This is a genomic window from Bradyrhizobium sp. WSM1253, from assembly GCF_000244935.1.
Classification (GTDB): domain Bacteria; phylum Pseudomonadota; class Alphaproteobacteria; order Rhizobiales; family Xanthobacteraceae; genus Bradyrhizobium; species Bradyrhizobium canariense.
In genome coordinates this window covers 3,562,535-3,575,303 of sequence record NZ_JH600073.1, presented here as the reverse complement: position 1 = coordinate 3,575,303, position 12,769 = coordinate 3,562,535, and the positions used below count along the sequence as shown (strand labels likewise).

The window sequence follows — 12,769 nt, the reverse complement described above, 5'->3', positions numbered from 1 at the left end:
GAAATGCGGCGACGGCGTCGTATTTGCGCTGCATTTTTGCAACGCTCGCGCCGCACGCGCGTGTGCAGTTAGAAAAAATCAACCTTAAAAATTAGGGTTAAGTGGCGCTTAAACATTTGCTGGCATCGTCCGGGCCGTGAGTTTCCAGAACGTGAGGCGCCGTATTTGCCTCACCGGCCAAAAGGACGAAGCCAATGCGTAGCGTTAAGTCTCTCCTTGCCGCGGGTGCGGCAACCCTGATCTCATCGATGGCGTTCGCCGCCGACATGCCGATCGCGGCGCCCCCTCCGATGTACGCGCCCCCGGCTCCGCCCGCCGATTTCGGTGGCTGGTATCTGCGCGGCGACGTCGGCTTCAGCAATCAGAAGACAAGCGATCTCCACTACGGTCGCGAGTCCGCCTATTCGCAGCTCACCTCGTTCAATCAGCAGGCGTCGTTCGACACGGCCGGCATCTTTGGGCTCGGCGCGGGTTACCGGTTCAACAATTGGTTCCGCGCGGACGTGACCGGGCAGTATCGCGGCAATTCGAATTTCAAGGGAACGGATCGTTTCACCGGAACCGCGGGCGGCGTGCCCTACAGCGGGATCGACAATTACAGTGCATCCAAGTCCGAATGGCTGGTGTTGGCGAACGCGTATGTCGACCTGGGCACCTGGTGGTGCATCACGCCGTTCATCGGCGCGGGCGTTGGCGGCGCACGCGTCTCCATCTCGAACTTCACCGACACCGGCATCAACGATCTTGCGTTCTCGACCGCGAGCTTCTCGAGCGCACCGACCGGTTCGAAGTGGAACTTGGCGTGGGCTGCCCACGCGGGTCTCGCATACAAGGTCAATCCCAACCTCGTCCTCGAACTTGCCTATAGCTATGTCGATATGGGTGAGGGGCAAACCGGTGTTTTGTCGACCTACACCGGGGGAACCACGGGCAACGTCTTCAAGTTCAAGGACATCACCTCGCACGACCTGAAGCTCGGCGTGCGCTGGAATCTCGACAGCCCGCCGGCCTACATGCCGCCGCTCGTCACCAAGGGCTGATCGTCAGCCTGATCGGTTAGGACTTCTTAACGGCGCGGGATCATCCCGCGCCGTTTTGCTTTGCGTATTTTTCATGGCGGGCGGCGACGAAAGGCTCCGACGCAACCATTGGTTAAGGTTAACGAGCCATGATCACGAGCGAAAGTTCGAGTTCGATGGAGCGTTCGATGCGTAGGCTTTTGTTGGCGGCGGCGATGTTGGGGACGATCTCTGCGGCGCACGCGGCTGATCTCTCTGACCTGCCGATCCTGCGCGGCGGCTTCACAGACGGCTTGAGCAACTCCAACGTCAACTGGCAAGGAAGCTATATCGGCGCCCAGGGAAGCTACGGGACATCCGATATGAATTTCACCGGTTCTACTAGAACTGTTGCGGCTGCCTTGCTTGCCAATACTTCGATCGAAGCCGGCGGACAGGTATCGAGCTGGCCAGTGGGCGGCGGCAAGGTGTCATCACATGGTCATGGCTATGGCGCCTTCGCCGGTTACAACGGGCAATGGGACGATGTCGTGCTCGGCGTCGAGGTCAATTACATACATGGCAAGTTCGGCGGCTCGGCGACCGGCACCATGGGGCGCTCCTTTGTCGATCCTCTGAGTTTTCTGGACGACATCACGTACAAAAGCACGAGCTCGATAGCGATCTCCGATATGGGAACGCTCCGCATTCGCGGCGGCTACGCCGTCGGCTCTTTCTTGCCTTATCTGTTCGGAGGCATTGCACTTGGGCAAGCCAACATCACCAAGACTGCCGAGATCACCGGGACTCAGTTCAACCAGTCGGCGCCCTTTCAAACAATCAATGTCAATCTGTCCGCCACAGATGGTCTCTATAGTCACCTGATCTATGGCTACTCCACCGGTATTGGTGTCGATGCGATGCTGTGTGCAGGCCTGTTTCTGCGGGCGGAGTGGGAATACGTTCGCTTTACGTCATCAGTCGACACCAGCATCAATACCGTCCGCGCCGGTCTCGGCTACAAGTTCTGACGCGCGTGCGCGCCGCGATTGACAGGCCGCCTCCGTCCTGATGCTCTGTCGCCGAACGCGGGGGCAGCGATGCGGATCTACGGCGATACCAATTCCGGCAATTGTCTGAAGGTGAAGTGGGTCTGCGATAAGCTCGCGCTGCCCTATCAGTGGATCGAGATCGACACTCGCAAGGGCGAAAGCCGCACGCCGCAATTCCTGAGGATGAACGGCGCCGGCCAGGTGCCGACGGTGGCCTTCGACGAAGGTCGCACGCTGGCGCAATCCAATGCCATCATCCGCTATCTCGCGCGCGACAGTGCGCTCATTCCGCGCGATGCCTTCACTGCCGCGAAGATGGACGAATGGCTGTTCTGGGAACAATACAGCCACGAGCCCTATATCGCGGTGTGCCGCTTCCAGCTCGTCTATCTCGGCAGGGACGCCTCCGAGCTCGACCCTGAAAAGGTCAAGCGCGGCTATGCGGCGCTCGATCGCATGGAGCAGCATCTGGCGGCAAGCCGCTTCTTCGCCGGCGATGCAGTTTCGCTCGCCGACGTCTCGCTGCTTGCCTATACGCGCGTCGCGCATGAAGGCGGCTTCGATCTCGGTCGTTATGCCGCCATCCGCCGCTGGATCGGCGAAGCCGAGACCTTTCTCGGGCTTCCCAAGGTGCGTTAGGCGCGCTGAGGCAGGAGTAACTCAATGAACACCGAATCCGTTTCCATTCGTCCCGCGCGCCGTGAGGATGTTGCTGCGATCGTGGCGATGCTCGCCGACGATCATCTCGGGAGCGCACGCGAGCGCGTGGAAGATCCGTTGCCTGCGTCCTATTACGAGGCATTCGCGCGGGTCGAGCGCGATCAAAATATCCAGCTCGTGGTTGCCGAGAGCGAGGGCAGGGTGGTCGGCTGCCTGCAGCTCGCGATCCTGCCGGGTCTCAGCTCGCAAGGCGGCTTGCGCGGTTTGCTCGAAGACGTCCGCGTTGCTTCCGATTGGCGCAGCCGCGGCATCGGCGAGCAATTGGTGCAATGGGCGGTGACGGAAGCGAAAGCGCGCGGCTGCAATTTGGTCGAACTGCTGACGCATCAGACGCGAACAGATGCGCAGCGCTTCTACAAGCGGCTTGGGTTCACGGCGAGTCACGTCGGCATGACTGTCCGCTTTTGACGCAGCACGCCAATGAGCGTTGCGCGATCAGTGAAATCGGATCGCGCATACGTTCATGTTAAGAGCTGATAAACTACCCGTTCGACGTTCACGTGGAACCAGGAACGAACGGTGCTACGCGAGCGTCTGAAACCGGGCTCGGTCGGTTCGGGGATTTCGATGACAAGCTATTCGATGATCAAGGTCGGCAACGACTACGCCGTGCAGGCCAATGACAAATGCATTTTGAAAGTCGGCAGCCGGCGCCGCGCCGCGCAATTGATCAACGATGCCACGGACTTGTTGAACGCGCTGGCCGTGGTCGAATCCCCTAAAATCGCACCGGAGGCGCCATCATTCGCGCGTGAGGTCCCGGAACTTCCTTGACTGGTCTTCCCGATTCCCGTATCAGCCGCGGCGGGACACCTCCCCCCAACGGGAGGCTTACTATCTGGAAGGGTAGACGATGACTGTAGCGAAGCCCGCTTCGCGGCCGAACGTGCCGCATTTTTCCTCCGGCCCCTGCGCCAAGCGCCCCGGATGGAATGCCCAAAACCTCAAGGACGCAGCGCTCGGCCGTTCGCATCGCGCGAAGGTCGGCAAGACCAAGCTCAAGCTCGCGATCGATTTGACGCGCGAGGTGCTCGAAGTGCCCGCCGATTATCGCATCGGCATCGTGCCGGCGTCCGATACCGGCGCGGTCGAGATGGCACTGTGGTCGATGCTGGGTGCGCGGCCCGTCACCACGCTCGCTTGGGAATCCTTCGGCGAGGGCTGGGTCAGCGACATCGTCAAGGAATTGAAGCTCAAGGACGTCACCAAGCTCAACGCGGCTTACGGTGAACTCCCGGATCTCTCCAAGGTCGATCCGAAGTCCGACGTCGTCTTCACCTGGAACGGCACCACCTCGGGCGTGCGCGTGCCGAACGCCGACTGGATCAGCGCGAGCCGCGAAGGCCTGACCATTTGCGACGCCACCTCGGCCGCGTTCGCACAACCCCTCGACTGGGCCAAGCTCGACGTCGTCACCTTCTCCTGGCAGAAGGCGCTCGGCGGCGAAGCCGCGCACGGCATGCTGATCCTGTCGCCCCGCGCGGTGGAGCGGCTCGAAACCTACAAGCCGGCCTGGCCGTTGCCGAAGATTTTCCGCATGACCAAGGGCGGCAAGATCAACGAAGGCATTTTCGTCGGCGAGACCATCAACACGCCGTCGATGCTCTGCGTCGAGGATTATCTCGACGCGCTGACCTGGGCCAAGTCGATCGGCGGCCTGAAGGCGCTGATCGCGCGCGCCGACGCCAACACCAAGGTACTCGCCGACTGGAAGGCGAAGACGCCCTGGATCGACTTCCTCGCCAAGGACGCCGCGATCCGCTCCAACACTTCGGTGTGCCTGAAGTTCACCGATCCCGCGATCACCTCGCTCTCCGAGGACGCGCAGGCCGACTTCTCCAAGAAGCTGGTGGCGCTGGTCGAGAAGGAGGGCGCGGGCTACGACTTCGCCTACTACCGCGATGCGCCCGCCGGCCTGCGGATCTGGTGCGGCGCCACCGTCGAGGCCAGCGATGTCGCGCTGCTGACACAGTGGATCGACTGGGCCTTCGCCGAGACCAAGGCCACGCTCGCCAAGGCGGCGTAAGTTTCTTTCTTCGCCTCTCCCCGTTCTTGCGGGGAGAGGGAGAAAAGTGCTCCGAGACATTCATCCAATCCGGTCTAAGGCCCTTCCCTTGAGGAAGGCAGAGGACACATTCCCATGACCAAACCCAAAGTTCTCATTTCCGACGCGCTCTCTCCCGCCGCCGTACAGATCTTCAAAGACCGCGGTGTCGAGGTCGACTTCCAGCCCAACCTCGGCAAGGACAAGGACAAGCTCGCCGAGATCATCGGCAATTACGACGGCCTCGCGATCCGCTCGGCGACCAAGGCGACCGCGAAGATCCTCGAGAAGGCGACCAACCTCAAGGTGATCGGCCGCGCCGGCATCGGCGTCGACAACGTCGAGATTCCCGCCGCCACGGCCAAGGGCATCATCGTGATGAACACGCCGTTCGGCAATTCGATCACGACCGCCGAGCACGCCATCACCCTGATGCTGGCGCTGGCGCGCGAGATTCCGCAGGCGGACGCTTCGACCCAGGCCGGCAAATGGGAAAAGAACCGCTTCATGGGCGTCGAGATCACCGGCAAGATGCTCGGCGTCGTCGGCTGCGGCAACATCGGCTCGATCGTCGCCGACCGCGCGCTCGGCCTGCGCATGAAGGTGATCGCGTTCGATCCGTTCCTGTCGCCGGAACGCGCCAGGGACATCGGCGTTGAGAAGGTCGAGCTCGACGATCTCTTGAAGCGTGCCGACTTCATCACGCTGCACACCCCGCTGACCGAGAAGACCAAGAACATCATCGACGCATCCGCGATCGCCAAGATGAAGAAGGGCGTGCGCCTGATCAACTGCGCCCGCGGCGGCCTCGTCGACGAGCAGGCCGTGGTCGACGCTTTGAATTCCAAGCACATCGCAGGTGCCGCCTTCGACGTCTTTGTCGAGGAGCCCGCCACCGCGAACGTGCTGTTCGGTCATCCCAACGTGATCTGCACGCCGCATCTCGGCGCGTCCACCACCGAGGCGCAGGAGAACGTCGCACTTCAGGTCGCCGAGCAGATGTCGGATTACCTGCTCACCGGCGCGATCTCGAATGCCGTCAACTTCCCCTCGATCACGGCGGAAGAGGCCCCGAAGCTGAAGCCGTTCATCGCGCTCGCCGAAAAGCTCGGCTCGTTCGCCGGACAGCTGACCGAGAGCGGCATCCTCAAGGTGGAGATCACCTATGAGGGCCACGTCGCCGAGATGAAGATCAAGGCGATCACCTCCGCCGTGCTGTCCGGCCTGCTGCGGCCGATGCTGGGCGAGGTCAACGTCGTCTCCGCGCCCGTCGTCGCCAAGGAGCGCGGCATGGTGGTGGACGAGATCGTCCGCGCCGCCCAGAGCGACTATGAAAGCCTGATCACCGTCACGGTCACCACCGAGCGGCAGGAGCGGTCGGTCTCGGGCACGGTCTATGCCGACGGCAAGCCGCGCCTGGTCGACATCAAGGGCATCCGCGTCGACGCTGAATTTGGCAAGTCGATGATCTACGTGACCAACGAGGACAAGCCGGGCTTCATCGGCAAGTTCGCAAGCCTCTTGGGCGATGCCAAGATCAACATCGCGACCTTCCATCTCGGCCGAGTTGCGCCGGGCTCCGATGCCATCGCACTGATCGAGGTCGACGGTGCCGTGCCGGCGGATCTGCTCGCCAAGGTGCAGGCCCTGCCGCAGGTCAAGCAGGTCAAGGCGCTGACGTTCTGATACGCCGACATATTCCGACCCGCGGAACAACGCCGCCCTCTCGCGAGGGCGGCGTTTTTATTTCTCCCGCGACCGCTGGACATTGTGTACCAATGGCGCCGAGAAGACGTCGACCGACGCTCCGTTCAAAATCGTTCGAAAAGGGAGAAAACAATGCGTGAAGCCGTCATCGTTTCCTATGCACGCACGGGCCTCGCGAAATCCGGCCGCGGCGGGTTCAACATCACCCCGCCGATGTCGCTCGCGGCCCACGCCATCCACCACGCGGTCGATCGCGCCGGCGTCGAGAAGGACTATGTCGAGGATTGCTATCTCGGCAATTGCGCCCATGGCGCGCCGAACATCGGCCGCCAGGCCGCGCTGCTGGCAGGAATGCCGAAATCGACCGGGGGCGTCTCGGTGAACCGGTTCTGCTCGTCCGGTCTCCAGACCATCGCGATGGCCGCCAACTCGATCCGTTCGGACGGTTCCGACTGCATCGTCGCAGGCGGCGTCGAGAGCATCTCGATGCCGGGCGGCGGGACTCCGAAAGAATCGATCGATCCCGAGCTGCTCAAGACGGCGCCGGCGATCTTCATGGCGATGATCGACACCGCCGACATCGTCGCCGAGCGCTACAATCTCAGCCGTGAATATCAGGACGAGTATTCGCTGGAATCGCAGCGCCGCATGGCCGCCGCGCAGCAGGCGGGCAAGTTCAAGGACGAGATCGTTCCGATGAAGACCAAGATGAAAGTGGTCGACAAGGCGACCAAAGCGGAGTCGATCGTCGATTACGTCGTCGACCGCGACGAGTGCAATCGGCCCGAGACCACGCTGGAAGGTCTCGCCAAGCTCGAGCCGGTCAGGGGCCCCGGCAAGTTCGTCACGGCGGGCAACGCCAGCCAGCTGTCGGACGGTGCCGCGGCCGTGGTGCTGATGGAAGCCAAGGACGCGGAGAAGCGCGGCCTCAATCCCATGGGCCGCTTCGTCGCCTGGGCGGCGGCGGGTTGCGAGCCGGACGAGATGGGCATCGGCCCGATCTTTGCCGTGCCGAAGCTGTTGAAGCGTCATGGCCTGAAGATCGACGACATCGATCTGTGGGAGCTCAACGAAGCCTTCGCCAGCCAGTGTCTCTATTCGCGCGACAAGCTCGGCATCGATCCCGCCAAGTACAACGTCAACGGCGGCTCGATCGCGATCGGCCATCCCTTCGGCATGACCGGCGCACGTCTCACCGGCCACATCCTCCAGGAAGGCAAGCGCCGCAAGGCCAAATGGGGCGTCGTGACGATGTGCATCGGCGGCGGCCAGGGCGGCGCGGGCTTGTTCGAGATTTATAGCTGAGGCGAAGACTCATTGAATGCGATGGGCACGGCGCCGCAAACGCCGTGCCCTTTTGTTTGGGCGATTTGTGCTTGTGGGCTCTCTCAACGCGGGTCGTCCCCGGCCTTCGCCGGGACGACGATGTGGCGAAGGCTAAGCCTGCGCCAGCGCCGGTGCGAACACCACCTCGATCAGCGAGCCGGAGTTCGCCGCGCTCTTGATGTTGAACCGGGCGCGGTTGGCTTCGACCAGGGCCTTGGTCAGCGACAGGCTCAGCGCCGAATTGTCTTCGGCGTCGCCGGGCGGTGGCGTCCGGAACGGCTCCATCGCGGCGGCGACTTCGCGCTCGGTAAGGCCATGGCCGGTGTCGCGGATCCGAAGTGCGACCTCGCCGCGGTCGGTGAGGGCGGTCGAGACGATGACCTGGCCGCCGGCGCTGGCGAGCCGGATCGAGTTGGAGATCAGGTTCATGGTGATCTGCCGCATCGCGCGCGCATCCGCGCTCACCTGCGGCAGCGCATGGCCGAGCGAGGTGCGGATGATGATGCGCTCGCGATTGGCCTGCGGCTGCATCACGACCACGCAGGCCTCGACCAGATCGTTGAGGTTGAGGTTGGCGAAGTTGAGGTCGAGCTTGCCGGTCTCGATCCGCGACAGCTCGAGCAGGTCGTCGATGATGGCGATGACGCGCTCGCCGGAGGCGCGGATGTCCTTCATGTACTCGCCGTAGCGCTCGTTGCCGAGCGTGCCGAAGCGTTCCGAAATCATCACCTCCGAGAAGCCGATGATGGCGTTGAGCGGCGTGCGGATCTCGTGGCTGATCCGCGCCAGCATGTCGGCCTTGGCATTGGCCGCGCCGTCGACCAGGCGTCGCGCCTGCGTCAGCTCGCTCTCGCCCTGCTTGCTGTGCGAGAGGTCGCGGAACACGGCGAAGAAGTTCGGGCCGTCGGGCCTGGTGCGGCCCATAATCATGGCGAGCGGAATGACGCCGCCCTTCTTCTCGCGCCCCAGCACCTCGCGGCCGTGGTCGAGCAGGCTCGCGATGTCCTGGCTCTTGAGGTTTTCGAGATAGTCGATCACGACATGCTGGCTCTCCGGCGCGAACAGCGTCACCAGATTCTGCTGCATCAGCGTCTCGCCGTCATAGCCGAACAGCGCCTCGGCGCTGCGGTTGCAGGCGTGGATGTTGCCTTCGGCATCGAACATCACGATGCCCTCGGCCGTGGTGTCGAGGATCGCGGCGAGATCTTCCGCGTCCGCCTCGCCGACGTCGGGCTCGGGCGGGAAGGTCTCGGGGACAATGGTCTCTGCGATCACGGTCTCCGCAACGACGGGCGCAGCGGGTGCTGCTTGCGGCAGCGCGCAGATCAGCGCGTGCGCGCTCTCGCCGTCCCAGTCGATCGCGTGCAGATGCGCTTCGGTGGTCGGCAGCGGCGCTTCGCCATTGGCGAGCGTCGCGCTGATCGTGACAGGCGTGCCTGCTTGCGATGTGCTGCTGGCCGCGGACACGCCCGGCTCGACATAGAGCGCATCCAGCCCGCCGGCGTTCTCCAGGGCGCTCAGGCTGGCATAGCCCATGCGCGCGAGAAACGCGGGGTTGGCGTAGAGCAGGCGGTCGAGCCGGTAGATCAGGATGCCTGATGGCAGCAGGTCGAGCAGCGCGCGGTCGCGCGGGCTGTGGCCGTGCGCCGGCGGCGCGGGCGCGCTCAGCCATTCGGCTGGCGTGTGCGGCGTCTCAGACTTGGGCTCGGGCTCCGGCGTCGGCGCTTCGGGCGTGATCTCGGCATCCGGCGGTTCGGCCGATGCCGCGATGGTTTCCTTGTCGCGCTCGAGGCGCTCGGACAATTGCCGGGCGAGCTCGTTGAATGCGCTGTTCTCGACCGGCGTCAGCGTCGGCGATCGCGTGTCGCCGGGCGCGCGGAACGGCAGGACATTGGGAGGCGTTTCCACTGGCGTTTCCGGATCGGTTGGATGTGAATTGGCGTCGGTTGGGGGGGCGGGCAGTTTAGCTTCAGGCTCAGGCTCAGGCTCAGGTGCGGGCGGTTCGATCGGCGGAGGCGGCGCCTCTGGCTCGGGTTCGACCATATCGGCGGACAGGCTTTGCGGCGCCTGCGGTTCGGCCAGCAGCTCAAAACGCCTGAGCGCATCGAGCCGGTTGAGGCCATCGAGATCGCGGCAGACGCCAAATCCCCTGAAGCCCGCGAAATTGCGGTCGCCGTCATAAACCGGAAGTCCGGCAAGCTCGACCGGCAGATGCTCGCCGCCGTCGACCGGCCAGTTCACGGTGATCCCGGCCCAGGTGTCCTTGCTCGCAAGCGCCTGCGCCACGCGGCTTTCAGGGTCGAGCGCGAATACGTCGGCGATCTCGTGCCAGGGGCGGTCGAAGCCGGCGGCCGTGCGCGGGCCGATCAGGCGGATGAATTCGTCGGACAGAAGCACAAAGCGGCCCTCTGCATCCACCTTCCAGAGGAAGCGCAGCGGATGCTGACGCGGTGCGGGCGGCTCTTCGTGGCCCGACGGCGGCTCGACCATGCCGGTCACGGTCGGCGCGGCCTGCGGCGACACCATGGCTTCGGCCGAGTTTTCAACCGGAGTTTCTGGCGCGGCCTCGGCCGCTTGCTCGACGGCTTGCTGGATCGAGACGATCTCAGTGGCCGGCTCGCGCGCGGGCGGTTCGTGCGCGATCGTTGCGTCCGGCGCGCCGACCGGCTCGGCAAAGGCGTCGAACAGCGCGATTTCGGATGGCGCATCGTGCGACGGCGCAGCTTGAACATGCTCCGGCACGGCGGCGGGAGCAGGAGGCGGCGCAGCCTCACGCTGGACAATGTCTTCGCGCGCGACCTCTTCAGCGGCCTCGGCTTTAACGTCATCAGTCGCAGCCGCCGCCTGCTGCACGGCAGGCTCGATCAGCGCGACCAGCCCGACATCGGCCCCGCTGCCGACCCGCTGCAGCACCATCTGGCCGATGCCGATCGGCGTCTCGGCGCGGCCCTGGCGAAGCGCATCGCTGCGCGCCCGGTCGAGGCCTGCTTCGCCGAGATCGCGGAAGCCGAGCAGGGTGCGGGCCGTTTCGCTGGCGCCGACGAACAGGCCATCGGGCGCGAACGCCGCCATCGGCGTCTTGGCGCCGTCGACGAGACGAAGCAGGCGCTCGACCAGCGGCATGGTGCGCAAGCCCGGGTCCATCGCGGTAACGAGCACAGCGCGGCCGCCATCGGCGAAGTCCAGCCGGGCGCAGGCGCAAGTCATCAGCGTGCCGAGCCGCGCGCCGAAGCCGCGCATCCGTTCGAGCCGGATCGCCCCGTTCGGAGGCAGCCGGCCGGCAAGCCGGATGATCTGGCGGCGATGGCTGTCGGTGGGGCCGAAAACCCTGTCCGCCAGCGCCGTGGCATTGGCCGCGCCGAACAGTCTTGCCCCGACCGGATTGGCCCAGAGCACGCGCGTGCCGTCGATCGACCAGAGCCAGGCGGGCAGCGGCGAAGTCGCGTGCACGGCCAGCCGGGGATCGCCCACGCCTCGCAACTGGAAATCCGAACTCGTCATCCGACTGGCTTCGCGTCTCGCTTGTGCGCATCAGGCTGCCGGGAATGGCAGCCTTAAGAAAGGGTTAGTATCGCCCGCAGCCGCGGGCAGGTCCACGTCCCAAGCCTAGGCGGCAAGGCCTAAAGCCGCGATAACCTTAATGTCCCCAGGCCCGCAAGGCGTGCCGGCGCTGCATCCGCAGGATTCGCGCGTGCGGATGGTCGATCGCATCAAGCCGAGCTAGCGCCCCACCCCAACTGCGTTCCCTCCCCCCTTGTGGGGGAGGGCTAGGGAGAGGGGTAAGCCCAGCAAAAGGTCTCAGTCGTTGCCCCGAGGCCCAGAGCGCGACGGACAGAATCCCCGTGTGGCACCCCCCTCCCTGACCCTCCCCCACAAGGGGGGAGGGAACGGAGAGAGCGCTGCTGGCCGTCGCAAACCCCCTCAACCACCGGTTCCCCTGCCCGGGAACCTCATCCTCCCCGAGATTAAATTTTGCAACGCACCCTCCAAACCCATTGCGTTGCACAATGTTGACATTTTAGGCAGCCATGGTCCCCCGCGCTGGGCGAGCCATCATTCGTTTCGTGTTTCCAGTCTTCGCACCCGTCACCCAGTTGGCCGGCGGGCGCGCCTGAAGGCTCACTCCGTTTTTTCATTAGTGTGAGGGACAAACCATGACAGGTGCGACTGATCCGTTTTCTGCCTCGATCATTCCGTTCGAGGTCCCCGAGCAGATGCGTGCGTTCGCCGAAAAGGGCGTGTCGCAGGCCCGCGAGAACTACGCCAAGTTCAAGGACGCCGCCGAGACCCACAACGGCACCGTCGAGGCCGTGTTCTCGTCCGCCCACAAGGGCGTGAGCGAATACACCGCCAAGCTGATGGAGTTCGCGAAGGCCAACACCAAGGCTCATCTCGACTTCACCCAGGAGCTGTTCAGCGTGAAGGCGCCGCAGGATGCGTTCGCGCTGTGGACCAACCATTCCAAGGCGCAGCTCGAGACCTTCCAGGCCCAGGCCAGGGAGCTCGCCGAGATCGCCCAGCGCGCTGCCACTGCCGCCGCCGAGCCGATCAAGGCCTCTGCCGCGAAGCTCTACCCCGCCGCCTGATCTGGCCGGGACGTCTGAATTAAGAAACCCGGGCCTAAAGCCCGGGTTTTTTCTTCACCTCTCCCGCTTGCGGGAGAGGCCGGGAGAGGGCTCTTTCCTCAGGGGGACTGTCGCGACCAAGCGGGCGAGGGGAGCGCAACCTCGCTACGGTGCGGATTCCGGGGATTGCGGCCAGGGATTCCGATTGAACGCGACCATGCATTCCGATCGAAGGCGGCCACCTGTTCCGACGAAGGCGGCCGGAGTGTCGTTGCCGGCATGAGGAGTTGGGTCAGGTTTTCTTGGCTGCGTCAAGATTGGCGCGCTGCGCAGTGATCTTTCGCATGCTGTCTCCCT

The 12,769-nt window shown here is 64.2% G+C and carries 10 protein-coding genes; 9 read left to right on the top strand and 1 reads right to left on the bottom strand.

From position 1 onward, the window contains the following. Positions 1 to 194: 194 nt before the first annotated feature. From BRA1253DRAFT_RS18320 to BRA1253DRAFT_RS18285, 8 genes are all read left to right on the top strand, one after another. Entirely contained in the window at positions 195 to 1,040 is an 846-nt protein-coding gene (locus BRA1253DRAFT_RS18320; RefSeq protein WP_007596720.1) for an outer membrane protein, read from the top strand. A 167-nt stretch (positions 1,041 to 1,207) separates the two neighbouring features. Next, positions 1,208 to 2,029, top strand: coding sequence for an outer membrane protein (locus BRA1253DRAFT_RS18315; RefSeq protein WP_007596719.1), 822 nt, complete (start codon positions 1,208 to 1,210; stop codon positions 2,027 to 2,029). 69 nt (positions 2,030 to 2,098) lie between these two features. Continuing rightward, the gene (locus BRA1253DRAFT_RS18310; protein ID WP_007596718.1) at positions 2,099 to 2,689 is read left to right on the top strand and encodes a glutathione S-transferase family protein; all 591 of its coding nucleotides are present in this window, start codon (positions 2,099 to 2,101) and stop codon (positions 2,687 to 2,689) included. 24 nt (positions 2,690 to 2,713) lie between these two features. Further along, positions 2,714 to 3,178, top strand: coding sequence for a GNAT family N-acetyltransferase (locus BRA1253DRAFT_RS18305; RefSeq protein ID WP_007596717.1), 465 nt, complete (start codon positions 2,714 to 2,716; stop codon positions 3,176 to 3,178). A 111-nt stretch (positions 3,179 to 3,289) separates the two neighbouring features. Continuing rightward, positions 3,290 to 3,544 (top strand): hypothetical protein, encoded by a 255-nt coding sequence (locus tag BRA1253DRAFT_RS18300; RefSeq protein ID WP_007596716.1) that lies wholly within the window; start codon positions 3,290 to 3,292, stop codon positions 3,542 to 3,544. Between the two features lie 79 nt (positions 3,545 to 3,623). Further along, positions 3,624 to 4,796 carry a phosphoserine transaminase gene (locus BRA1253DRAFT_RS18295; protein WP_007596715.1) on the top strand — a complete coding sequence of 391 codons (1,173 nt, stop codon included), beginning with the start codon at positions 3,624 to 3,626 and terminating at the stop codon, positions 4,794 to 4,796. Positions 4,797 to 4,910: 114 nt separating this feature from the next. Further along, on the top strand, positions 4,911 to 6,500 hold the full coding sequence (gene serA / locus BRA1253DRAFT_RS18290) for a phosphoglycerate dehydrogenase (RefSeq protein WP_007596714.1): 1,590 nt from the start codon (positions 4,911 to 4,913) through the stop codon (positions 6,498 to 6,500). Between the two features lie 153 nt (positions 6,501 to 6,653). Further along, positions 6,654 to 7,826, top strand: coding sequence for an acetyl-CoA C-acyltransferase (locus BRA1253DRAFT_RS18285; RefSeq protein WP_007596708.1), 1,173 nt, complete (start codon positions 6,654 to 6,656; stop codon positions 7,824 to 7,826). Between the two features lie 132 nt (positions 7,827 to 7,958). Here the strand turns inward: BRA1253DRAFT_RS18285 and BRA1253DRAFT_RS18280 are convergent, their stop codons facing one another. After that, the gene (locus tag BRA1253DRAFT_RS18280) at positions 7,959 to 11,348 is read right to left on the bottom strand and encodes a PAS domain-containing protein (RefSeq protein ID WP_007596706.1); all 3,390 of its coding nucleotides are present in this window, start codon (positions 11,346 to 11,348) and stop codon (positions 7,959 to 7,961) included. A gap of 653 nt (positions 11,349 to 12,001) precedes the next feature. Here BRA1253DRAFT_RS18280 and BRA1253DRAFT_RS18275 point away from each other — a divergent pair. Beyond that, positions 12,002 to 12,433 carry a phasin gene (locus BRA1253DRAFT_RS18275; protein WP_007596705.1) on the top strand — a complete coding sequence of 144 codons (432 nt, stop codon included), beginning with the start codon at positions 12,002 to 12,004 and terminating at the stop codon, positions 12,431 to 12,433. Positions 12,434 to 12,769 lie beyond the last annotated feature (336 nt).

Excerpts from the sequence above, each read along its gene's own strand:
- BRA1253DRAFT_RS18320 (WP_007596720.1), top strand. The coding sequence starts at position 195 with ATGCGTAGCGTTAAGTCTCTCCTTGCCGCGGGTGCGGCAACCCTGATC.
- BRA1253DRAFT_RS18315 (WP_007596719.1), top strand. The coding sequence starts at position 1,208 with ATGCGTAGGCTTTTGTTGGCGGCGGCGATGTTGGGGACGATCTCTGCG.
- BRA1253DRAFT_RS18310 (WP_007596718.1), top strand. The coding sequence starts at position 2,099 with ATGCGGATCTACGGCGATACCAATTCCGGCAATTGTCTGAAGGTGAAG.
- BRA1253DRAFT_RS18305 (WP_007596717.1), top strand. The coding sequence starts at position 2,714 with ATGAACACCGAATCCGTTTCCATTCGTCCCGCGCGCCGTGAGGATGTT.
- BRA1253DRAFT_RS18295 (WP_007596715.1), top strand. The coding sequence starts at position 3,624 with ATGACTGTAGCGAAGCCCGCTTCGCGGCCGAACGTGCCGCATTTTTCC.
- serA (WP_007596714.1), top strand. The coding sequence starts at position 4,911 with ATGACCAAACCCAAAGTTCTCATTTCCGACGCGCTCTCTCCCGCCGCC.
- BRA1253DRAFT_RS18285 (WP_007596708.1), top strand. The coding sequence starts at position 6,654 with ATGCGTGAAGCCGTCATCGTTTCCTATGCACGCACGGGCCTCGCGAAA.
- BRA1253DRAFT_RS18280 (WP_007596706.1), bottom strand. The coding sequence starts at position 11,348 with ATGACGAGTTCGGATTTCCAGTTGCGAGGCGTGGGCGATCCCCGGCTG.
- BRA1253DRAFT_RS18275 (WP_007596705.1), top strand. The coding sequence starts at position 12,002 with ATGACAGGTGCGACTGATCCGTTTTCTGCCTCGATCATTCCGTTCGAG.